Raw genomic sequence first — 21,871 nt, 5'->3', positions numbered from 1 at the left:
CCGGAGCCCAAGCATGCGCCACCCGCTGATCCGCCTTGCCCCCTTTGCCTTACTCACGGCCTGTAGCTCGGGACCGGAACCGGCCCATGACCCGCAGTTGGCCTGGGTCGACTTGGCGATGTTGGGCGGCACGGCCATCCTGGCCGAACGGCTCGACGGCAAACGGCTTGAAGACGGCCGTTACTTCCAGGTCGCACCCGGCGCCCACGCATTGGTGGTCCGTTACGATTACGAAGTGATGGTGCTGCCCACCTTCATGAGCGACCCTGCCGAGCGCATGTGCTATATCACGCTGGAATATACCGACTTCAAGCCCGGGGTGCGTTACCGCCTACAAGCGCGCAACGTGGGCATGGAGCCCAGCGCACGGCTTTACGATGAGAGCAACCAGATCGTCGCCGAAGACAAAGAACAGTACTGCCTGTGGTAATAGGCGCCTGGGGGCCGAGCGCTCACTCGTTGTTTTTTTGATAGATGATTTTGCGCGTTCCGCCGGCGCAGGTGCCCACCACCATGCTCGGGTCGTGCACCTCGGCGTTATCGACCACTTCAAGGGTATAGTTGGCGACCCCCTGCGACTGGATCTTCGTTTCGATTTCAGCCTTTAACGTTTCACAATCCAGCGGCGCCGCCTGGGCGGTGGCGGCGCACAGGCCCGCCACGAGATAACCGCACCGGGCCAGCCACATGCTTATTGCTCCAGGGTGGCGTGCAGCGTGATGGCGGCGCCCTTGAGCACCTTCGAGACTGGGCAGCCCACCTTGGCATCGTTGGCCAGTTTCTGGAACTGCTCATCGGTGGCGCCAGGCACTTGAGCCTTGAGGTTAAGCGCAATCGCGGTAATGGAAAAACCACCCTCCTGCTGCTCCAGCGACACCTCAGCCTCGGTTTCAATCTTGGTCGCGGTAAACCCTGCATTGCCCAAGATCATCGACAGGGCCATGGAAAAACAACCTGCATGCGCCGCGCCGATCAGCTCTTCAGGGTTGGTGTGCTGGGGTTCATTGGCTTCGAAACGTGCCTTGAAACCATAGGGCAGGTCTCGGAACGCCCCGCTGCCCACAGAGATGGCGCCCTTTCCGTCTTTAAGCCCGCCTTGCCAAACCGCGGACGCTTTCTTCTTGATGGTCATGCGTACCTCCAATAGATAACCTGAACACGTAGAGCATCAGAGGCGCCGGCGGCCCGGCAAGTTCACGGGATTTGCCTCAGTGCGCCAATGCGTTCACTGTAGCGGCAAACCATAAGAACAGCGCGGGGGCGTTATCATTACTGGAGATTTCATGAAAGCCTTGAACGACGTCAAGTATTCGGCCTTGGACCTGGTGCCGGTACGGCAAGACAGAGGCCCGGCCGAATCGCTGCGGCATTCGCTGGACCTTGCCCAACACCTGGAGCGCTTCGGCTATACGCGGTTTTGGGTGGCCGAACACCATAACATGGACGGCATTGCCAGCTCGGCCACGGCGGTGCTGCTGGGCTATCTGGCGGGGGGCACCTCGACCATCCGCGTGGGGTCGGGTGGGGTAATGCTGCCCAACCATGCCCCCCTGGTGATCGCCGAACAGTTCGGCACCCTGGCCAGCCTTTACCCCGGCCGTATCGACCTGGGCCTGGGCCGTGCGCCAGGCTCGGACCAGATGACCGCCCGGGCCCTGCGCCGCGAACGCTCAGGCTCGGCCGACGACTTTCCCGACGATGTCGCCGAACTGGCCGCCTACCTGGGCCCCCGTACCCCAGGCCAACGGGTGATCGCCATGCCCGGCACGGGTACCGAAGTGCCCATCTGGCTGCTCGGCTCCAGCCTGTTCAGCGCCCAGTTGGCTGGCATGCGCGGCTTGCCCTATGCCTTCGCCTCGCACTTTGCGCCCCGGCTGATGCACGAGGCCATTCGCGTTTACCGTGACCACTTCACGCCCTCGGCGGAACTGGATAAACCCTACGTGATGCTTGGCATCCCGCTGGTGGCAGCCGATACCGACGAGCAGGCCGACTACCTGGCCACCTCAGTGTACCAACGCATCCTCAACCTGATCCGCGGCCAAAGCTTGGTACAACAGCCACCGGTACAGAGCATGACCGGCCGCTGGCTGCCCCACGAAAAAGAGGCAGTGGGCAGCTTCTTGGCCTTGGCCATGGTCGGTAGCCCGGCAAAGATCCGCGGCAAACTGGAGGTGCTGATCGAACAAACCGGCGCCGATGAGTTGATGTTCACCTGCGACCTGTATGAACACGCCGACCGGTTGCATTCCTATGAGCTGCTGGCAGAAGTGATGAAGGGCCCGTAGGGGGCGGCCAGCCAGCGCTGGCTTACCTGCTTCAGGGCGGGCTTACGGCCAGCGCCGCACTGGCTCTGGCCGTGAGCGTGGGTTAGCGCTTATAAACGATTTGTTTGGTACCAGCTTCGCACGTGCCTACGACCTTTTTACCGTCAGCCGGTGCACCCTCGTCGATCACTTCAAGGGTATAGCCCGTAGCGCCATTGGCTTTGATTTTGGCGTCGATCTCATCCTTGACCTTGTCACAGGGGGTGCCTGCTGCAAAGGCGCTGCTTGCCATAGCCACTAAACCTGCTGCCAACAAAAACGTTTTCATCGGTCATATTCCTTGGTCAATAAAACATCCAAACGGTCCTGGCCCTCTGGCGAGGGCCGTCCTTTATTAGCGCAAAAGGCGTGGCTGCGCCAGTTCAACTGTGGCTGATACGAAACCCGACGTTGAGGGTCACCTGAAAGTGCGCGGCGCGCCCGTCCTTGATATGGCCGCGGGTTTCACTCACTTCGAACCACTCCAGGTTGTCGATGGTCTTGGCCGCTTCGGCCAGGGCGTTGTTGATGGCATCTTCGATGCTGGTGGCAGACGAGCCCACGAGCTCGACCTTCTTGTAGGTGTGGTGGTCAGACATGGTTAGCTCCCGTAACGGAAAAAGGGCCATGCACACGGATGGCCGGTACTGCATCAGTGCTTGCCGAAGCGCTAAAAGTTCACACGCACTGCACTTTCTACACGCCCCGTAGTCGGACCCTTATGCACGTTACCTACCTTTTTAAGCAGGAGTTCAACCATGGCAAACTCGTTACGCAAAGCCTCACTGCAGAGCATGGAAGCAGAGATCGAAAGCCTGCTTCGGTCGCTGGAAAGCCTTAAGGACGACACATCGGATGAATCGCGCAAAACCCTCAAAACCCTGAGGGCCAGCGCCGAAAGCGCGTTGAAACAATCGCGCAGCTTGCTGGCCGATGCCTATGAAGACGTTAAGGTCAAGACCCGTGAAACCAGCGTGGCCACCCGCGACTATGCCCACGAACACCCCTTGACCACTGCCGGTATCGCGGTGGGCGCGCTCGGGCTGTTGGCGGCCTACTTGCTGTGCAAACGCTCGCACTAAGCACCCTGCAGCGCTTCGCGCAGCCAATCGGCCAAGCGCAGCGCACGCGGGTCTTGGCGGCGCTGCGCCACCCATAACGCCAACCGCGCCGGGGTTTCAGTGAAGCCCCAAGGCGCGGCTAGGCGGCCGGCCAGGATATCTTCGGCCACCAGCACTTGCGGGGCGATAGCCACGCCCAACCCCGCCACTGCAGCCTCCAGCAAATAGTACAGGTGCTCGAAACCCTGCCCCAGTTTCAGTTGGGCCGGGGCCAAGCCTTGCTGTCGGGCCCACTCGGGCCAGGCTTGCGGGCGCGAGTAGGTGTGCAACAAGGGCTCGCCCAGTAGGGCGCTGGCCGGCGCCGTGGCCAGCCGGGCAAACTGCTGGTGGTGGGGGCTAATCACTGGCCCGATACGTTCCGGGCCTAAGTCGTGCACGTGCATATCGGCCGGCCATGGCGGCTCTGCAAACACTAACAGGGCATCCCACCCCGCGCGGTGCGGGTCTACGTCGCCTTCACCGGCCGACAAATGCAGACGCAAGTCGGGCAGGTCGGCATTGAGCTTACCCAGCCGCGGGATAAACCAACGCGCCAACAAGCTGCCGGAACACCCCAGCAGGAACGGGGCTTGCGCTTGCACCTGTTCTAATTCACGGCACACCGCCCGTAGCCGGCCAAAGGCGTCGACACAGCCGTCGCGTAGCCGGCTGCCGGCTTCTGTGAGTTTAAGGCCGCGCCCGTCCTTGGTGAACAGGCTTACGCCCAATTCGTGTTCAAGCGCTTTCAGTTGCCGGCTTACTGCGCCATGGGTCACATGCAGCTGTTCGGCGGCTTTGCTCACGCTATTGTGGCGGGCAGTGGCCTCAAAGGCCCGAAGCGCGTTGAGGGAGGGTAGGTCATGGCTCATGAGGCATCTGTGAGTTTTTTTAACAGGTTTCGGCGATCTTATCGGTTTTCAGGGCCCTGTGTCGTGGTTAAAGTGAGCCCATTGCCAGCGACTGCGACCAGGAGCACCTCATGACCCAAGCTCAATACCAAAACGGGCCCGACAGCAACGGCCTGTTTGGCCAGTTCGGCGGCCGCTATGTCGCCGAAACCCTGATGCCACTGATCCTCGACCTGAGCCGCGAATACGAAGCGGCGAAGCACGACCCCGCATTTGCGGCGGAGCTTGCGTATTTCCAACGTGACTACGTGGGCCGCCCAAGCCCGCTGTATTTCGCGCAACGCCTGACCGAACATTGCGGTGGGGCGAAAATCTACTTGAAGCGCGAAGAGCTCAACCATACCGGCGCGCACAAGATCAACAACTGCATTGGGCAGATCCTCCTGGCCCGGCGCATGGGCAAACAACGCATCATTGCCGAAACCGGCGCCGGCATGCATGGGGTCGCTACCGCCACCGTGGCGGCGCGTTTTGGCCTGCAGTGCGTGATCTACATGGGCAGCACCGACATCGAACGCCAGCAGGCGAACGTGTTTCGCATGAAGCTGCTCGGCGCCGAAGTGATCCCGGTCACCGCGGGCACCGGCACGCTCAAGGATGCGATGAACGAAGCCCTGCGCGATTGGGTCACGAACGTACAAAGCACCTTCTACCTGATCGGCACCGTCGCCGGCCCGCACCCTTATCCGGCAATGGTGCGTGACTTCCAGGCGGTGATCGGCAAGGAAACCCGCGAGCAATTGCAAGCTGCAGAAGGGCGGCTGCCCGACAGCCTGGTCGCTTGCATCGGCGGCGGTTCCAACGCCATGGGGCTGTTCCACCCCTTCCTGAATGACGAAAGCGTCGAGATCATCGGCGTCGAAGCGGCCGGCCACGGCATCGACACTGGCAAGCACGCCGCCAGCCTTAACGGCGGCCGCCCCGGCGTGCTACACGGCAACCGCACCTTTTTGCTGCAGGACGAAGACGGCCAGATCATCGACGCACACTCTATCTCGGCCGGCCTGGACTACCCCGGCATTGGCCCCGAGCATGCCTGGCTGCACGACATCGGCCGGGTGCAGTACACCTCGGTGACCGACCATGAAGCGCTGGCCGCCTTCCACCAATGCTGCCGCCTGGAAGGGATCATCCCCGCGCTGGAAAGCGCCCACGCCCTGGCCGAAGTGTTCAAGCGCGCGCCTACGCTGCCGGGTGATCACCTGATGGTGGTGAACCTCTCTGGCCGTGGCGATAAAGACATGCAAACCGTGATGCACCACTTAGACCTGGCCAAGCAGGAGACACACTGATGAGCCGCCTGCACACCCGTTTCAATGAACTGAAGGCGCACAACCGCGCCGCCTTGGTAACCTTCGTGACCTCCGGCGACCCGGACTACGACACCTCGCTGGCCATCCTCAAGGGCCTGCCGGATGCTGGTGCCGACGTGATCGAGCTGGGCATGCCCTTCACCGACCCGATGGCCGATGGCCCGGCCATCCAACTGGCGAACATCCGCGCCTTGGCCGCCAAACAAACCTTGGCCAAGACGCTGCAGATGGTGCGCGACTTTCGTGTCGGCAACGCTACGACGCCGCTGGTGCTGATGGGTTACTACAACCCGATCCACTCCTACGGCGTCGAGCGGTTTATTGCCGAGGCGAGCGAGGCCGGCGTCGACGGCCTGATCGTGGTCGACTTGCCCCCTGAACATAATGGCGAATTGTGCGACCCGGCCCAGGCGGCGGGCCTGGACTTTATCCGCCTGACCACCCCAACCACCGACGATAACCGCCTGCCGACCGTACTCACGGGCAGCTCGGGGTTCGTGTATTACGTTTCCGTCGCGGGCGTGACCGGCGCCGGCGCGGCGACCGCCGAGCACGTGAGCGATGCCTTGGCGCGCCTGCGCCGCCACACCGATCTGCCGATCAGCGTGGGCTTCGGCATTCGCACCCCCGAACAGGCCGCGGCGATCGCACGGCTGGCCGAGGGGGTGGTAGTAGGGTCTGCACTGGTGGACCAGATTGCCAAGGCCAACCACCCTGGCGAAGCGGTAGAGGGGGTACTGGGCCTTTGCCGGCAGTTGGCAGAGGGCGTACGTAAGGCCCGCGTCAGCGCCGGGTAAAGTTTCTGATACAGTGGAATTTGCCCCGTTTTTCAGCGACTAACCGCCAAGAACGAAGGTAAAGGGAACAGCTGTTCTCTTCTCCTTTTCGCTGCCCGTACCTTAAAGGAAACACACACTATGAAATCGGCCCGTTCCGTGATCGCTGGCTTGAGCCTCATGCTAGCTGCCGCTGCCCCGTTGGTGCAGGCAGGCCCTGGCTCGGATGACCATGGCCAGCAACATTCACAAGGGCAAGGCGGGCAAGGTGGACGAGATGGCCAAAGCGCTCAACGTGGCCCTGGCGGCCCAGGGGGTCAAGGGGGTCAAGGTCACCAGGATAATCGCGAGGCAGCGGCCCGGGGCCAGAACGGCCTGGGCCAACGCCCCCCGGCGGATTTCGACCAGGTGCGCAATACCATCAGTGAACACCGCGCCGACTTCGGCCGCGGCCAGCAGCTGCCGCCGAACGTGCGCATTGCCAAGGGCGAACCACTGCCACGCGGTTACGGCCGCCCCCTGGATGCCCGCGCCCGGGCCCGCCTGCCCCATTACGAAGGGTACGAATGGCGCCGCTTGGGCACCGACGTAGCGCTAGTGGCGGTCGGCACCGGCATTGTTTATGAGCTGCTCAGTGGCGTGCTCAACTGAATGGGGGTGAACGCCAGGGATGGCTACATTTGTTCGAACCGAAATACCTGAACCCCATCGGCCACCTTGTGGCCGAGCTGCTTTAGCAATGTTTCTGGGGACAATGCCTGCCCTTGTAGGTCGCCAACGCGCAACTCGAAGGGTGCAGCCCCCATGGCCAACACTATCCGCCAGGGCCGCGGTGAGGCCTGTTCAGCTTGAAGCGCACGCGCTGAGTCACTTTCCACCTTGACGAAGCCTCCCACAGGCGCCCATTGTCCCGCCCTGAACACTTTACAAAAACGCTGCATCTCTTGGTCAGTTAGGGTCAGGGCTCTGTAAACCGGTTGCCTAGGCAATGGGCAACACAACGCCTGGCGTAAAAGAGCGGGCAGCTCGGCGCCGGCGTGCGCCAGGGTTTCCTCTACCACCTGCCGCGACCTTGCGCAAAGCGCCTGCCCAGCGGGGGGACGACGGCATATCCTGCGCGGTGCACGGGGTTAGGGTGATGTCCTCAGCGCTATTGGGCGGAACAGGTTCCAGGAGTTGGTTGGCGTAAGCGCGGCCAACCTCGCTCAACAAAATAGCGTGCATCGCAGGCGGAATGAATGCCTCGTTGATCATATCCCGTTGTGCCTCAAGCGCTTGCTTACGCTCTAACCAGGGGGCGACCAGCGCCAGCGGCCGAGGGTGGCGATCTGCGAGATCTGCCACAACGTTTTCGACGATCCCCAGCCGCTCCGTTACATCATTCGCATATGAGCAGAGACAAGCTTCATTGTGGGGCCGCTGAATATTTTTATCCGTTCGCGAAGCTCGTTACGCCAGGGCACTATCGGTGGCACCTGTCGTTCAGCATAGATGGGCTGCGCGGTAACTTTCAGCAAAGTAACAGTTTGGAAACTGGCTACCAATCGCTGTCGGATCGTTTTCCCTGCCCGCAGGCCAATGGCCGTAAACACTGTTACGCCACAACCAAAAGGCCGCGCCTGACGCTGGTGGCATCGAACATGGCAGCTACTTGCCTTATGCAATGCGGCTATGTATACGCCAGCACACCCACGTACTAATCGAAATCGCTCATTTGGAGCCGCGCCGGGTATCCCCTGAAAGGCACCCGCTTTTACCTCTGTGTTAAATAAGCGAAGCAGCGTCAGCCTCTATATCGGCAGGGCTCCAACTCAAACCGTGCATCTTCCCAGTCCCAGATCAATTTGGGTATATTTCTTCGCCCGACGCAGTTGAAATTAATTATCTTAGGTTCTTTACATAGCCGAAATAATTTTTTGGGACGAGCGCAGAACTCGACTCAACTCGACTGTCGATGCTTTTACCTCTTTATATCTAGAGCTATGTCATTTACCGACTTTACCGGATCCTCAGCCTGTGACTTTGACTGTTCAACGTTATTGATTATCGGCGATGCTGTTACATTGGCATTGATCCATCCCCATTCGGACCATTAAATGGTCCTACTATGAGGGGAGCCCGGATGCCCGTCTTTCAAAACCGCTCACCGGTTTATTCGGCGTATGCATAAGCCACGCTCGGCGCGCATGCAACAATTCGATGCCCTGACAAACATTAAGGCCGCCGAACTACGTGCCTGTTGAACCGGCTCCGCTCCATCGGCCCCACATGGGCGTATCCAATTGCGTACCGGTTCATTCTTCAGCTACCGCTGCTAGCGAGTAGGGCACTATGCCCGGCTTGCGCCTGCTTCCTCAGGCACGCGGAGGGTCATAAAAATGGATTATAGGAAAATGGCGAGCCAGAATCTTAATTATCCGATTGGAACAGCTCCTCGTTTTCATCAGAAAACCGAGCCATGTTCTCAATTAGACAGGTATAGGCGTCGTCTAGAACATTGAGTTCTTGTTTCAGCCACTTTTCACTCACAAATTCACTATCATAAGCAAGTTGATCACGACAGGTCCGCACCTCGTCTTTTAAAGAATCCCACCACGAAAGCAAACACTGGGAAGGTTGGCCAATCCGTGAAAAGCCTGACTTAAGAACTTCGCACCTCATCTTCAACTTTCCAAGAGCCTTTTGCTCTGTCGCAAGAAATTCGAGCTGCGGAGTATTGAGCTCGAATTTGTTAAGGGCAAAGACCTCGCGACCATCTTTGGGGCAATTCGCCCGCCATAACGAATGGTCGTCATTGATTTGGTCTACGAAACGATTGTTAGTGCCGGCCAAAATGGCACAATTGGCTTCAATTTTCGCAAGCTTCGAAAATAATCTTTCACGTTTCACACCATCCCCGTCCGCCACGGAGGCTTTACTATAAGTTATCCTTAGATCACTCTGAAGCGTGAGGAGTTGCGAGTTGAACACTCTCCAGCGACATGCTGTAACGTCACTTAGGCCTGTCCTTAGAAAAGCGGCATGGGCGTTCCTGCATCGCCCCATATCCAGCTCTAACTGCCGGTATTGCTTGGAACACATCTTGGTCGTGACAAGCCACTTTTTAAGTAGCAGAGAGCTTGAAGATGCTTGTTTCGGCGCCCACCCTAGCTTTGCGACAAGCGACTGGCCTATAGTTTTGATACCCATGGATATATCCTTAAATCCAGCAAACGTTTCACGGCACAGCATGCGCGCCGCCAATCGCCGGTGCTATCAAATCCCGCTCTAAGGATAGTTGGACCGCTTCGCCTTGCTGGTAAAGCGTCAACGGGATACAGGTTGTTACGTTCAGTGCGTAAGGTGCGACGCTTTACAAAGCTTGACTATGCTCCAGCGCGCCACAGGTTGTTCTGCGGTCAGCCCTCGGGCGAAGCGCCAGCGGTAAGAAACACACGGTTAGCCAACCCTGGTTGCCACAAACCCGAAAAACGCGACACTGGCAACCCCATAGCCTGGCCGAACGTGGCATACAGAGAATTGCTATTAACGGTGGCGCCGAACCAATGGACACCACCACGTGGATAAGGCAAATCCAACGCATTGATCGGCGCGATCAATGCCAACGCGCGATCCCACCGCGCCTGCGCGTCCTCGCCTTGGTAGGCTTGCTGCACTGGCTGGCCTGGGCGGCACAAGGTTATGCGCTGCCCAGCCTCGAAATGCCAGGCCCGCAGCGTATGCCAGCGCCGGTACCCCAGCGGCACCGGTTGCCCGGTACGGCGGTCAGTGGCCAGGCCGTGCAACTCTCCCAACCACTGGCCTTGCGCATCACGCAGCACCCAAAACGCGTGGGCCCAGTAGCGCGCGATCAGGAAAGCGCGGGCTTCGATCATGAAGAATAAACCTTACGTGATGACGATGGGGCCCTTATCATGGCTGGGTTGCAACCTGGTTTCCAGTGATGCTCAGCTTCTGTTTCTAAGGCCTAGCGTCAAGCTGGCTATTTATCCTCCGTAACTTCTGTTGCACCTTTTCATACTTAGCAGCCAAAGTTACCTTTTTACCAAGCAGCTTCTCGCGATCCAATTTCAGCTCACTAAGCCATTCACTTTTTGAGTCGAAAGTATTTATATTTCTGCCGATATAGCCATACTCGCTGACGGCCTTCTGCAAGGCGGCATTATTAAGACCATCGCCAACAGGCAACTGCTGTATATGTGCCAACAACTGCTCGTTAGTATTAATCCTGTTTTTGACTGCTTGCAGCTTTTCGCAAACTGTAGCGTTACGCTGAGTGGCTTTGGCCAATTCGTCGTGGAGCCTGGCATTGCCACTTCTACACGTAAAAATGTTTTTAGCGCCTTGAAAAAAATTGGCCCACAGCCCTGACGTAGGCGCTTGCTCCTGGGCATTAAAGCTACCCGCCACGGCATTTTGGCGAACGGGCGAGGTGGAGATCGAGACATTCGGCATGTGTAAAACTCCTGGCGGAATAAGCGAGTTTAGTTGCCTCATTCCGACAGGTTTACTAAAAACGCCCATAGCGGAACGATGGCTTAACGTGGCGAAAGCCCGCTGGCCTACACATGACGCGCTTGCGTTTAGATGACGAGGGGACTTGCCCTGGGGTACATAGCCGCGCTTGATCCTTTTCACTAAGCTATCTGACAGCTTGCTGCTCTACGGGCCGCGACTTGCACGGTGACAGGCTGCATGCCGATCTTAGGCGGGCGAACAGATGCGGCTTCTCGGCGATATAGGCCGGGCACTGGCGTGCCCGGCAGTTGATCATCACAATGCGTCTGCACGCTTTCCAATATCAAGCGCGATTCAGCCCCGCCAGCGAGTTTGACGGCGCATGGTCCGATACACGGCAGTAGTTGGGTATCCCGTCAGCGAGGCAGTAAGCCCTAGAAGTGACGGTAACCATAACGGGGAAGCAGGCTGATGCGTCGCTGGATCTGCGCGAAAGCTCTGATCGCCCCGGACTCGTCCTCAAGGCTACCGTTCCGATTTTATGATAGCTCTTTTATTGATCTTGTTGTCGATCGTCTGGAGTTCCTTCTCATATTTCCCGATCTTTGTTTTAAGTTTCCCTAGTTTTTTTTTAGCCGAAGCTACTACAAAGTTTTTTTCAAGATTTAACTCAGTGGCTTTTATTAAGCTGAGCGAAGGGATTATGGGCCGTTTTTTAGGTACAGCGGAACGCACAGTAGTAATAATTTCCCCTTGCGGATGGCCTTTACCCAGGCCCACTAGCCCGCCGCATTCTTTGCGCGCCGCGTCAAGCCTTTTCGACAGATCCTGATGCTTAATGACCAAAAGCTCGGTACTTTTCCTGGTGCGTACACTATTAGCCGCCCCTTTTAAAATACGCGATAACCGGTTACTTCGTGGGCCGTCTTTTACGGATGCATAAAGACGGAGCGCCGCGCTATTAGCACTATTAGCGTTGATAGGCATTACATATCTCTTGAGCAAAAACAGAAGCATAGGAACCATTATAGGGTTACGCTTCCAAAAATCGCTTCTTGCCAGTATGTCCGCTCGCCAAACGATGAGAAGCGTTCACACCGCCATATGCTCCGCCTTCAACGGCCCCCGCTGCTCCTCAACCAACCAGTCCAGAAAGCGCTGAATCATCCGCCCGCGCCGCTTACGCTGCGGCAGCACCGCGTAATACCCCATCGCCGAGCGGGCGCTTTCTTCGGTAGGGCGGCATAACAGCCCCTGGTCGAGCAGTGCATCGACCAAATGCCGCCAGCCGATGGCCACGCCTTGGCCCGCGATGGCGGCCTGGATCAACAGCGTGTAGTTGTCGAAGCGCAGTTGCCCCGGCGCCGGCAGGGTGGGGATTTGCCAGTGGCGGAACAGCCGGGCCCAATCGAACCATTGGCTGCTGCTTTCGCCACGCAGGTGCAACAGTGGCAGCTCACGCAGGCTCTGCAGCGGCAGGGGCGAGGTGTGCTCGCCCAGCAGGCGTGGGCTACATACCGGAAACACTTCTTCGTCGAACAACCAGTGGCTCTCGCCTTGACGAAAACGCCCGTCGCCGAACAGCACGGCAATGTCAATGTCGTTGCGGAACATGCCATGGCTGCGTTCGGAGGTCACCAAGCTCACGTCCACCTGCGGGTTGGCTTGGTGAAACCGATGCAGGCGTGGCATCAGCCAGTAAGCGGCAAAGGCGAAGTCGGTGGCCACTTGCAGCACCTCATGCTGGCTGTGGTTGGTAATCGCGCCCAACCCGCTGTCGATACTTTGCAGGCCGATCAGCACGTATTCGAACAGGGTGGCCCCCGCATCGGTGAGCTCGATACCGCGGTACACCCGGTCGAACAGGCGCACCGCCAGTTGCCCCTCCAAGCGCTTGATCTGCTGGCTGATGGCCGGCTGGGTAGTTCCCAGTTCCGCGGCGGCCGCGGTAAAGCTTCGGTGGCGGGCGGCGGCTTCGAAGGCGCGCAATGCCTCGAGCGAAACGGCGCCCAAACTCTCAAACATAAGCTGTACTTATCCTAGGCATTGCCGTGAGTGGGATTTACCGCTAAGCGCCATGGGCTTCATTCTGCCTTAAAGCAATACCGCATAACCTCCAACAATGGAACGCCGCGATCCCATGAAGCGCAAGAACATTCTTTTCGTCATGGCCGATCAAATGGCTGCGCCCATGCTGCCGTTTTACGCCCCATCGCCGATCAAATTGCCGAACCTTTCGAAACTCGCCGAACACGGCGTGGTGTTCGATTCGGCCTACTGCAACAGCCCGTTGTGCGCCCCGTCGCGCTTTACCTTGGTCAGCGGGCAGTTGCCCAGCCAGATCGGTGCTTACGACAACGCAGCGGACTTCCCGGCCGACGTTCCCACCTACGCCCACTACCTGCGCAAGCTGGGCTACCACACCGCGCTGGCCGGCAAGATGCACTTTTGCGGGCCCGACCAATTGCACGGCTACGAAGAGCGCCTGACCAGTGATATCTACCCGGCCGACTACGGTTGGTCGGTGAATTGGGACGAACCCGACGTGCGCCCAAGTTGGTACCACAACATGGCGTCGGTGCTACAAGCCGGCCCGTGCGTGCGCACCAACCAGCTCGACTTCGATGAAGAGGTGGTGTTCAAGGCCCAGCAATACCTTTACGACCATGTGCGCGAGGGCGCCGGGCGGCCGTTTTGCCTCACCGTGTCGATGACCCACCCGCACGACCCCTACACCATCCCGCGGCCGTTTTGGGACTTGTACCGTGATGAAGACATCCCGATGCCAGCCAACGTACCCAGCCAGGATGAGCTGGACCCACACTCCCAGCGCCTGCTGAAAGTGTACGACCTGTGGGATAAACCGCTGCCGCAAAATAAAATCCGCGACGCTCGCCGCGCCTACTTCGGCGCCTGTAGCTACATCGACCACAACGTGGGGCGGCTACTGCAAACCCTGGGCGAATGTGGTTTAACAGACGACACCATCATCGTGTTCTCTGGCGACCATGGCGACATGCTCGGCGAGCGTGGCCTTTGGTACAAAATGCACTGGTTCGAGATGTCGGCGCGCGTGCCGCTGCTGGTGAGCGCCCCCGGCCAGTTCCCGGCGCGCCGTGTCGGCGCCTCGGTGTCTACCGCCGACCTGCTGCCCACGCTGGTCGAACTGGCCGGCGGGGAGCCGGCCGAAGGGCTGCCACTGGACGGCCGCTCGCTGGTGGGCCACCTCGAAGGCAACGGTGGCCACGACGAAGTGTTTGGCGAGTACATGGCCGAGGGAACCAACAGCCCGCTGATGATGATCCGCCGTGGCGACTACAAGTTCATCTACAGCGAACGCGACCCGTGCCTGCTGTACAACCTGCGCCTAGACCCTCACGAACGGGAAAACTTGAGCAACGCCGCCGACCACCAGGCACTTTTTGCAGCTTTCCTGGCCGAAGCACGGGCCAAGTGGGACATCCCGGCGATCCACCGCCAGGTGCTCGCCAGCCAGCGCCGCCGCCGTTTCGTGGCGCAGGCACTGGCGCAGGGCAAGCTGAAGAGCTGGGACCACCAGCCGCTGGTAGATGCCAGCCAGCAGTACATGCGCAACCATATCGACCTGGACGATCTGGAGCGCAGGGCACGTTATCCACAACCCTGCCAAACCGAATAGAAAAAGGGAAAGCCATGAAAAAGATGACCACCGTGATCGTTGCCGGTGCCCTTGGGCTCGGCGCCAGCGTTGCCTGGGCAGAGCAAAGCTGCAGCCCAGTGAAAATGGCGGACCCAGGTTGGAGCGACATTGCCGCCACCAACGCCATTGCCGGTTTTCTGCTCGAGGGCATGGGCTACCAGACCAAGGTCGATTCGCTGGCGGTACCGATCACTTACGGCGGCCTACAAGATGGCCAGGTGGATGTTTTTCTCGGCAACTGGATGCCGGCCCAACAAGGCTTCCACGATAAATTCATCGCCAACGGCAAGGTGGTGCAACTGGCCAAGAACCTCGAAGGCACCCAGTTCACCCTGGCGGTACCGGACTATGTGTACGATGCCGGCGTGCACAGCTTCGACGACCTGAACAAATTCGCAGACAAGTTCGGCGAAAAACTCTACGGCATTGGCGCCGGGGCACCAGCCAACCAGTCGCTGCAAGAAATCATCAAGAAGAACGACTTCAACCTGGGCAAGTGGAAACTGGTGGAGTCCAGTGAGCAAGCGATGCTTGCCGAAGTGAACCGCGCCGTGAAAAACAAGCGCTTCATCACGTTCCTGGGTTGGACCCCACACCCAATGAACGTGAAGCTGAAAATGCATTACCTCACCGGCGGTGAGCAATACTTCGGCACCGCGGGCAGTGTGTACACATTGACGCGCCCGGGCTACGCGCAAGCCTGCCCTGAGGTGGGCAAGCTGTTCAGCCAGCTGATGTTTACCCCCGCCATGGAGAACACCATCATGGCCGATGTGGTAGACAACAAAAAAACCAATGCCGAGGCCGCCAGGGCGTGGCTTAAAGCCAACCCACAAGTGCTCGACACATGGCTTGCCGGGGTGAAAACCGCCGACGGCAAGGATGCGCTGGCGGCGGTGAAAGCCAAGCTGTAAACCAGCCTGCGCCGCCCACCGCGGCCGGTGCGCGGTTTAACCGTTCAGCAGTTGCTGGCGCAGGTTGGCCAATACCGGTGCGGTGTCTACCTCTACGCCGCGCCAGTAACGGAACGCCACGGCAGCCTGCTCCACCAGCATGCCCAGGCCATCGAGCGCCTTCACCGCGCCATGCTCGGTGGCCCAGTGGCAGAACGGCGTCGGCGCCTTGCCATACATCATGTCGTAACACGCCGTGCGGCCCGGCTCGATCAGGCTGGCGGCCACCGGGGGGATTTCCCCGGCCAGGCTCGCTGCCGTGGCGTTGATGATCACATCGAACGGCCCGGCCAGCTCGGCGAACGCCGAGGCACGCAGCGGGCCCAGTTCGGCGAACGCTTCTACCAGCCGCTGTGCCTTTTCCAGCGTACGGTTGGCAAGCACCACCTGCGCGGGCGCTTCTTCGAGTAAAGGCTCGAGCACGCCACGTGCGGCACCGCCGGCCCCGAGCAGCAAGATGCGCTTGCCGGCCAAGGGCAAGCCGGCGTTGGCCGTAAGGTCGCGCACCAGCCCTTCACCGTCGGTGTTATCGCCGCGCACGCCACCATCGCCCTGGCGGCTGAGCATGTTTACCGCCCCGGCCCGCTGCGCGCGCAGGGTAAGCTCATCGCAGAAGCGGTAGGCGTCCTCCTTGAACGGCACGGTCACGTTGGCGCCCAAGCCACCCGCCTGAAAAAACTCGCGGGCACATTCGCCGAAGCCGCCCAGTGGGGCTACCTGCGTGCGGTACTCCAGCTGTTGGCCCGCCTGTTCGGCGAACAGGCGGTGAATGGTTGGCGACTTGCTGTGGCCAATGGGGTTTCCAAACACGACGTAGCGGTCCATTCGGGGCAATCCTGCGCTCAAGGGGTGTGGTTATCCGGGGCTAGGCCCAGCCAATCGCGGTCTTGAAGAAAGTAGTCGGTCAGCCGCGCCTCTTCACTACCCGGTGCGGGGTGGAAGTCGTAACCCCAGCGCACCTGAGGCGGTAACGACATCAAGATCGACTCGGTACGGCCGCCGGACTGCAAGCCAAACAGTGTGCCGCGATCATAGACCAGGTTGAATTCCACGTAGCGCCCACGGCGGTACTCCTGGAACTCGCGCTGCGCCGCCGACCATGGCACGTGCCGGCGGCGCTGCACGATAGGCAGGTACGCCTCGGTGTAGGCATCACCGATCGCGCGCACGAAAGCAAAGCAGGTTTCGAAACCCCAGGTATTGAGGTCGTCGAAGAACAACCCGCCGATACCGCGCGGCTCGTTACGGTGCTTTAGGTGAAAGTAGCGGTCGCACCAGGCCTTGTATTCGGCATACACCCCGGCCCCAAAGGGGGCACAGGCGCGCTCGGCTACCCGGTGCCAATGCACGCAGTCTTCTTCATGGGCGTAATACGGGGTGAGGTCGAAGCCGCCACCGAACCACCACACGGGTTCCTCGCCGTCTTTTTCAGCGCTGAAAAACCGCACATTGGCATGGGAGGTGGGCACATGGGGGTTACGGGGGTGCATCACCAACGACACCCCCAGCGCTTCGAACCCGCGCCCGGCCAGTTCCGGCCGATGGGCGCTGGCCGAAGGCGGCAGGCCGGCACCGAACACGTGGGAGAAGTTGACCCCACCTTTTTCGAACACCGCGCCGTCGGCGATCACCCGCGTGCGGCCACCGCCCCCGGCGTCGCGCACCCAGGCGTCTTCGGCGAAGCAGGCCTGGCCATCTTCGCCTTCGAGTGCTTGGCAAATACGGCCCTGCAAGTCGAGCAGGTAGGCCTTCACAGCTTCAGTACGGGGGTTGCTCATCGCGGACCTCGATCAAGAACGGCCCCGGCCGCCAGCGCTGCCAGGAAAATCGGCGCGTAGCATACCACCCCGGCCGGGCGCAGGCAGTTGACGCAGGTCGTGCAAAGGCGTCCGATAGGGCATTGACCACCCCCTGAGGAGAACAAGATGGCCAAGCGTATCCAGTTCACTGCCACCGGCGGCCCGGAGGTTCTGCAATATGTCGACTACACTCCTGCCGAACCGGGGCCCCATGAGGTCCGGGTGCGCAATAAGGCGATCGGGCTGAATTACATCGACACCTACTTTCGGGGCGGCCTTTACCCCATCGCGACGTTTCCGTCGGGCCTGGGCACCGAGGCGGCCGGTGTGGTCGATGCGGTGGGCAGCGAAGTCCGCGGCTTGCAGGTGGGCGACCACGTGGCCCACGCCGGCGGCCCGCTGGGCGCTTACAGTGAACTGCACGTGTTGCCCGCCAACCTGCTGGTGAAACTGCCCGAGGCGATCAGCTTCGAACAGGCCGCCGGCATGATGCTCAAGGGGCTGACCGTGCAGTACCTGCTGCGCCAAACCTACCGCGTTGAAGCGGGCGAAACCGTGCTATGGCATGCCGCCGCGGGCGGGGTGGGGCTGATCGCCTGCCAATGGGCCAAGGAACTCGGGGCCAAGGTGATCGGCACGGTAAGCTCGCCGGAGAAAGCCGCCGCGGCGAAGGCCGCCGGCGCCTGGGAAGTGATCGACTACAGCCGCGAAGACGTGACCAAGCGCGTGCTGGAACTCACCGACGGGAAAAAATGCCCGGTGGTGTACGACGGCGTAGGCAAAGACACCTGGGAAACCTCGCTCGATTGCGTAGCGCCTCGCGGGCTGTTGGTAAGCTTCGGCAATGCCTCCGGCGCGGTCACCGGGGTCAACCTTGCCGTCCTCAGCAGCAAAGGCTCGCTGTACGTCACCCGCCCAACGCTGGCCACCTATGCGGTGCCGTCGGCCTTGCAAGCGATGGCCAACGAACTGTTCGAGAACGTTACCAGCGGCAAGGTTAAAATTGAGGTCAACCACCGCTACCCACTGGCCGAGGCCGCCAAGGCGCATACCGAGCTCTCCGGGCGGCGCACTACCGGGTCGACGGTTTTGATCCCGTAGTGCCCACCGAAACAGCAGCCGATAGCGCAGGCGTTTTTACGGGCGGATGACCTCGCCTGAGCGCAGATCCCGAATCACACTGGGGCTGCGCCGGCCGCCCAACGCGCCACCCATCACGTAGTCGACCTGGCCGCGAAAATATTGCTCTACGCGCAGGCGGGTGCGTGCCGGGGCCTTGCCCTGGGGGTTGGCCGAGGTCGATACGATGGGCCCCACCAGCGCGCATAATTCGCGCACCAGCGGGTGGTCGCTGACCCGCACGGCCACGCTGTCGTGCTGGCCGGTGATCCACTCGGGCAACAGGTCACGGTGCGGCACCAGCCAGGTATTGGGCCCCGGCCAGGTCGCCGCCATTTTGTCGAGCCAGGTTTGCGGGAAGTCTTCGAACAAAAAATCGAACTGGCGAATGTTGTCGGCGATCAGGATCAGGCCTTTATCCACCGAGCGCGACTTGATGGCGAGCAAGCGGTACACCGCGTCTTCGTCCCAAGGGTCGCAGCCCAGCCCCCAAACAGCTTCGGTGGGGTAGGCAATCACCGCACCGGCGCGTATCTCCCGCGCGGCCTGCTGCGCACGCCAACTGTTCACCATGTTCGACACCCTCCCGGCTCAACGTGAGCGCAGTGTATCTGGCATGGGCCTGGCGAACCATCGCCCCGCTTCGCAAACCACCTGCCCGGTTACCTCGTGCTCGGTAAGCGCGGCCAGCACCCGCGGCAGCGGCCAGTGCAAGTCCCCCGCCAACGCTTCGGCCGAACGCGGCCCGGCCAATAGCTCGGCCAACACCGGGTCGGCCGGGCTGGCCGGCATCTGCGCCGCCGGCCCGTGCCAGCCCTGCAGGCTTTCCAAGATGTGCTCGATGCTTTCGACCAATTGCGCACCGTCGCGGATCAACTGGTGGCAGCCTTTTGCCCCAGGGTGGTGAATGGACCCGGGGATGGCGTACACCTCCCGGCCCTGTTCCGCGGCCAAGCGCGCCGTGATCAGCGAACCGCTGCCCAGGCTCGCCTCCACCACCAGCACGCCCAGGGCCAAACCGCTGATCAGGCGATTGCGCCGGGGAAAGTTGTCCCGCGCCGGCGGCGTGCCCAGCGGGTACTCCGAAATCACGGCGCCGCCCTGCTCGGTAATGTCACGTGCAAGGCCCACATGCCGCTGTGGATAAACTTTTTCGAGGCCCGTGCCCAGTACGGCTACCGTCCCCCCGCCCACCCGCAGCGCGCCTCTGTGGGCGGCGCCATCGATACCCAGCGCCAGGCCGCTGGTGATGGTGAAACCGGCCTGCGCCAAGGCCATTGCGAACGCCCGGGCGGTGTCCAAACCCGGGGCGCAAGCACGGCGGCTACCCACGATGGCCAGTTGGGGCTGCTCAAGTATGTGGGGGTTACCCTGCACGAACAGCAGGGGTGGCGGGTCTGGGATTTCTGCCAGCAAGGCGGGGTAATGGGGGTGGTCCCACATCAACAAGTGCCGGCCCGATGGCTCTAGCCAGCGCATTGCGGCGCTGGCACCATCGCGCACCGCAGGCTCACGGCGCGCGGCGGCGCTCTCCCGCGCCAGGCCCAACGCCACCCAGGCAGGCGCCGGCGCGGCGAGCGCGGCGCAGGCACTGCCGAACGCGTCGATCAGTTTACGAAAATGTACAGGCCCAACCTTGGGCAACGAATGCAGGCGCAAGCGCGCGTCCAGTTCGGCGGGCGAACCCGCCAGGGCGTCGATAAGTGGCATGTGATCGTCCTTGATCTCACCGCCACAGGCCGCTCATCACAACCTGTGGATAACTCTGTTGATGGATGTTTAGCAAATGCCACTATGGATTGGCGACTTTATCCATAACCGCCAATGAACGGGTGGCATTGAGCACCAAACCATAGCTGAGTTTTTCGTAAGTGCGAAACACCATCAAAAGGCCCGCGCGCTCGTCGGGGATCTTCACTTGCTCGCCGTTGACCCGGTCGCGCACGATTTCGCCGGTTTTGTAAATGGCCAGTACGTTACCTTCTTGCAGCCCGTCACGGCTGCCACGGTCGAGCGTCACCACGTCGTATTTGCCGATCTGGGTCACCCCGCGCGGCACGTCGATGATCGTGCCATGCACCTCGCGGGTAGGCGCGGCGGGGTAGAAGAACGAATTGACCGGTCGCTCTTCGGTGCTGAACAGGCGGTCGCCCAGGCGAACTTCGGCATTGGAGCTTTGCAGGCTCAGCGTGGCGATATCGCCTTCGGTGGCAACCACCTCGCCGCCACCGAGGTTATCGGCATTGATGCCCAGCACTTCATGGGTAGCCGGGTCGGTATAGGTCTTGCCCTGGCGAAAAATGCCATACACGGTATGTTGCGGGTCGAAGTGGCCGCGGGCGTAAATCCGATCACCCTGGCCGCTGAGCACGCGCTCTTGGTTGCCGGCCACGATATAGGGCGCCTGTTCGAATTCTTCCGGGCTTTGCACCACCCGGTTGGCCAGCAAAAAGGCGTTGATAGAGCCCAGCGGGATCGTCGGGATTGCCTCGGCCACGGGCGTGCTGCGGGCCCGCGGCGAGAGCTTGATGGTGCCGCGGCTTTCGCCACGTTGCAGGGAAATTTGCGGCTGCCCGCCGGCGAAACTGAGCACCAGCGTATCGCCCGGGTAGATAAAGTCGGGGTTGGCGACCTGGGGGTTGGCGTGCCAAATGTGCGGCCATTCCCAAGGTTTGCTGAGGAACTTGCCGGCAATGTCCCAGAGCGTGTCGCCCTGTATAACGGTGTAACGTTGTGGATAGCCGTCCCTGAGTTGTACCTGCGCCTGTGCCAGGCTGGCAGCGGCCAGCAGCAGCAGGGCGAGTAAAGATTTCCTCATGCCGTGAATCCCTTTATCATGTACGCATTCATCAAACCTGCGGGCAGCGGGTTTTCCCTGGGCGTAAACCGCTCAAACAGCGTCAGGCGATGCCGCTGACGCCCGACATTACCCTAAAGTGCAGCACTTGAGCATATGGCTATTTTAAACATTCTCGAATTTCCGGATTCGCGTCTTCGCACCATCGCCAAGCCAGTCGAGGTGGTCGACGACGAGGTGCGCCAGCTGGTCGATGACATGTTTGAAACCATGTACGAAGCGCCCGGTATCGGGTTGGCGGCGACCCAGGTCAACGTTCACAAGCGTATCGTGGTCATGGACCTTTCCGAGGATCGCAGCGAACCCCGGGTGTTCATCAACCCCGAGTTCGAGGCCTTGACCGAAGAACTCGGCCAGTACCAAGAGGGGTGCTTGTCGGTACCGGGTTTCTACGAGAACGTCGAGCGCCCGCAAAAGGTCAAGGTCAAAGCGCTGGGCCGCGACGGCGAGCCGTTCGAGCTGGTCGCCGAGGGCCTGTTGGCGGTGTGCGTGCAGCATGAGTGCGACCACCTCGATGGCAAGCTGTTCGTTGACTACCTGTCGTTTCTCAAGCGCGACCGGATCAAGAAAAAGCTGGAAAAACAGCACCGCCAGCAAGCTTGA

At 60.6% G+C, this 21,871-nt stretch carries 25 protein-coding genes; 10 read left to right on the top strand and 15 right to left on the bottom strand.

Going from position 1 to position 21,871, the window contains the following annotated elements:
* The first annotated feature begins 13 nt into the window (after positions 1-13).
* Positions 14-430 (top strand): PA0061/PA0062 family lipoprotein, encoded by a 417-nt coding sequence (locus HAQ05_RS16325; RefSeq protein WP_190422449.1) that lies wholly within the window; start codon positions 14-16, stop codon positions 428-430.
* A gap of 22 nt (positions 431-452) precedes the next feature.
* Here HAQ05_RS16325 and HAQ05_RS16320 read toward each other — a convergent pair whose 3' ends face one another.
* Positions 453-689 (bottom strand): DUF1161 domain-containing protein, encoded by a 237-nt coding sequence (locus HAQ05_RS16320; protein WP_190422448.1) that lies wholly within the window; start codon positions 687-689, stop codon positions 453-455.
* Positions 690-691: 2 nt separating this feature from the next.
* Positions 692-1,132, bottom strand: a complete 441-nt coding sequence (locus tag HAQ05_RS16315) for an OsmC family protein (RefSeq protein WP_190422447.1) — start codon at positions 1,130-1,132, stop codon at positions 692-694.
* Between the two features lie 151 nt (positions 1,133-1,283).
* Here HAQ05_RS16315 and HAQ05_RS16310 point away from each other — a divergent pair, with 151 nt between their 5' ends.
* Positions 1,284-2,288, top strand: coding sequence for an LLM class flavin-dependent oxidoreductase (locus tag HAQ05_RS16310; protein WP_190422446.1), 1,005 nt, complete (start codon positions 1,284-1,286; stop codon positions 2,286-2,288).
* A gap of 82 nt (positions 2,289-2,370) precedes the next feature.
* Here the strand turns inward: HAQ05_RS16310 and HAQ05_RS16305 are convergent, their stop codons facing one another.
* Both HAQ05_RS16305 and HAQ05_RS16300 read right to left on the bottom strand, forming a co-directional pair.
* A complete protein-coding gene (locus tag HAQ05_RS16305) occupies positions 2,371-2,595 on the bottom strand; it encodes a DUF1161 domain-containing protein (protein ID WP_190422445.1) in 225 nt (74 codons plus the stop codon).
* 94 nt (positions 2,596-2,689) lie between these two features.
* Positions 2,690-2,905, bottom strand: a complete 216-nt coding sequence (locus tag HAQ05_RS16300; RefSeq protein WP_190422444.1) for a dodecin — start codon at positions 2,903-2,905, stop codon at positions 2,690-2,692.
* A 159-nt stretch (positions 2,906-3,064) separates the two neighbouring features.
* On the opposite strand from HAQ05_RS16300, the gene HAQ05_RS16295 reads away from it, so the two are divergent.
* On the top strand, positions 3,065-3,388 hold the full coding sequence (locus HAQ05_RS16295; RefSeq protein WP_190422443.1) for an ElaB/YgaM/YqjD family protein: 324 nt from the start codon (positions 3,065-3,067) through the stop codon (positions 3,386-3,388).
* Here the strand turns inward: HAQ05_RS16295 and HAQ05_RS16290 are convergent.
* A complete protein-coding gene (locus HAQ05_RS16290) occupies positions 3,385-4,275 on the bottom strand; it encodes a LysR family transcriptional regulator (protein ID WP_190422442.1) in 891 nt (296 codons plus the stop codon). The genes HAQ05_RS16295 and HAQ05_RS16290 overlap by 4 nt on opposite strands.
* A 110-nt stretch (positions 4,276-4,385) precedes the next feature.
* On the opposite strand from HAQ05_RS16290, the gene trpB reads away from it, so the two are divergent.
* The 3 genes from trpB (at position 4,386) to HAQ05_RS16275 (ending at position 7,054) form a co-directional block, all read left to right on the top strand.
* Positions 4,386-5,606, top strand: coding sequence for a tryptophan synthase subunit beta (trpB, locus tag HAQ05_RS16285; protein WP_190422441.1), 1,221 nt, complete (start codon positions 4,386-4,388; stop codon positions 5,604-5,606).
* Positions 5,606-6,424 carry a tryptophan synthase subunit alpha gene (trpA, locus tag HAQ05_RS16280; protein WP_190422440.1) on the top strand — a complete coding sequence of 273 codons (819 nt, stop codon included), beginning with the start codon at positions 5,606-5,608 and terminating at the stop codon, positions 6,422-6,424. The genes trpB and trpA overlap by 1 nt, the downstream gene beginning before the upstream one ends.
* A 120-nt stretch (positions 6,425-6,544) precedes the next feature.
* Positions 6,545-7,054 carry an anti-virulence regulator CigR family protein gene (locus HAQ05_RS16275; protein WP_190422438.1) on the top strand — a complete coding sequence of 170 codons (510 nt, stop codon included), beginning with the start codon at positions 6,545-6,547 and terminating at the stop codon, positions 7,052-7,054.
* A 1,758-nt stretch (positions 7,055-8,812) separates the two neighbouring features.
* On the opposite strand, the gene HAQ05_RS16270 is transcribed toward HAQ05_RS16275, so the two are convergent.
* The 5 genes from HAQ05_RS16270 to HAQ05_RS16250 form a co-directional block, all read right to left on the bottom strand.
* Positions 8,813-9,592, bottom strand: a complete 780-nt coding sequence (locus HAQ05_RS16270; protein ID WP_190422436.1) for a hypothetical protein — start codon at positions 9,590-9,592, stop codon at positions 8,813-8,815.
* A gap of 209 nt (positions 9,593-9,801) precedes the next feature.
* The gene (locus tag HAQ05_RS16265; RefSeq protein ID WP_190422434.1) at positions 9,802-10,278 is read right to left on the bottom strand and encodes a hypothetical protein; all 477 of its coding nucleotides are present in this window, start codon (positions 10,276-10,278) and stop codon (positions 9,802-9,804) included.
* An 85-nt stretch (positions 10,279-10,363) separates the two neighbouring features.
* Positions 10,364-10,858: a hypothetical protein gene (locus HAQ05_RS16260; protein ID WP_190422433.1), complete on the bottom strand. Its 495-nt coding sequence runs from the start codon at positions 10,856-10,858 to the stop codon at positions 10,364-10,366.
* 528 nt (positions 10,859-11,386) lie between these two features.
* The gene (locus tag HAQ05_RS16255; protein WP_190422431.1) at positions 11,387-11,848 is read right to left on the bottom strand and encodes a hypothetical protein; all 462 of its coding nucleotides are present in this window, start codon (positions 11,846-11,848) and stop codon (positions 11,387-11,389) included.
* 105 nt (positions 11,849-11,953) lie between these two features.
* Positions 11,954-12,886 carry a choline sulfate utilization transcriptional regulator gene (locus HAQ05_RS16250; RefSeq protein WP_190422428.1) on the bottom strand — a complete coding sequence of 311 codons (933 nt, stop codon included), beginning with the start codon at positions 12,884-12,886 and terminating at the stop codon, positions 11,954-11,956.
* A gap of 115 nt (positions 12,887-13,001) precedes the next feature.
* Here HAQ05_RS16250 and betC point away from each other — a divergent pair, with 115 nt between their 5' ends.
* Together betC and choX are read left to right on the top strand one after the other, a co-directional pair.
* The gene (betC, locus tag HAQ05_RS16245) at positions 13,002-14,519 is read left to right on the top strand and encodes a choline-sulfatase (RefSeq protein WP_190422426.1); all 1,518 of its coding nucleotides are present in this window, start codon (positions 13,002-13,004) and stop codon (positions 14,517-14,519) included.
* 14 nt (positions 14,520-14,533) lie between these two features.
* Positions 14,534-15,454, top strand: coding sequence for a choline ABC transporter substrate-binding protein (choX, locus tag HAQ05_RS16240; RefSeq protein WP_190422423.1), 921 nt, complete (start codon positions 14,534-14,536; stop codon positions 15,452-15,454).
* Positions 15,455-15,490: 36 nt separating this feature from the next.
* Here choX and aroE read toward each other — a convergent pair whose 3' ends face one another.
* Both aroE and hemF read right to left on the bottom strand, forming a co-directional pair.
* Complete coding sequence (gene aroE, locus HAQ05_RS16235) at positions 15,491-16,318, bottom strand: shikimate dehydrogenase (RefSeq protein ID WP_190422421.1); 828 nt, start codon at positions 16,316-16,318, stop codon at positions 15,491-15,493.
* 17 nt (positions 16,319-16,335) lie between these two features.
* Entirely contained in the window at positions 16,336-17,271 is a 936-nt protein-coding gene (gene hemF / locus HAQ05_RS16230; protein WP_190422419.1) for an oxygen-dependent coproporphyrinogen oxidase, read from the bottom strand.
* Between the two features lie 147 nt (positions 17,272-17,418).
* On the opposite strand from hemF, the gene HAQ05_RS16225 reads away from it, so the two are divergent.
* Positions 17,419-18,393 carry an NADPH:quinone reductase gene (locus HAQ05_RS16225; protein WP_190422417.1) on the top strand — a complete coding sequence of 325 codons (975 nt, stop codon included), beginning with the start codon at positions 17,419-17,421 and terminating at the stop codon, positions 18,391-18,393.
* A 36-nt stretch (positions 18,394-18,429) separates the two neighbouring features.
* On the opposite strand, the gene tsaC is transcribed toward HAQ05_RS16225, so the two are convergent.
* From tsaC to HAQ05_RS16210, 3 genes are all read right to left on the bottom strand, one after another.
* Positions 18,430-18,984, bottom strand: a complete 555-nt coding sequence (tsaC, locus tag HAQ05_RS16220) for an L-threonylcarbamoyladenylate synthase type 1 TsaC (RefSeq protein ID WP_190422416.1) — start codon at positions 18,982-18,984, stop codon at positions 18,430-18,432.
* Between the two features lie 18 nt (positions 18,985-19,002).
* Positions 19,003-20,121 carry a DNA-processing protein DprA gene (dprA, locus tag HAQ05_RS16215; RefSeq protein WP_190422414.1) on the bottom strand — a complete coding sequence of 373 codons (1,119 nt, stop codon included), beginning with the start codon at positions 20,119-20,121 and terminating at the stop codon, positions 19,003-19,005.
* A gap of 82 nt (positions 20,122-20,203) precedes the next feature.
* Positions 20,204-21,229, bottom strand: a complete 1,026-nt coding sequence (locus HAQ05_RS16210; protein ID WP_190422412.1) for a LysM peptidoglycan-binding domain-containing protein — start codon at positions 21,227-21,229, stop codon at positions 20,204-20,206.
* 135 nt (positions 21,230-21,364) lie between these two features.
* On the opposite strand from HAQ05_RS16210, the gene def reads away from it, so the two are divergent.
* Positions 21,365-21,871: a peptide deformylase gene (def, locus tag HAQ05_RS16205; RefSeq protein WP_190422410.1), complete on the top strand. Its 507-nt coding sequence runs from the start codon at positions 21,365-21,367 to the stop codon at positions 21,869-21,871.

It is taken from the genome of Pseudomonas typographi (assembly GCF_014694385.1).
GTDB lineage: Bacteria > Pseudomonadota > Gammaproteobacteria > Pseudomonadales > Pseudomonadaceae > Aquipseudomonas > Aquipseudomonas typographi.
Note: the sequence above shows the minus strand (reverse complement) of the source record. Positions and strands in the feature narration are given on the sequence as shown.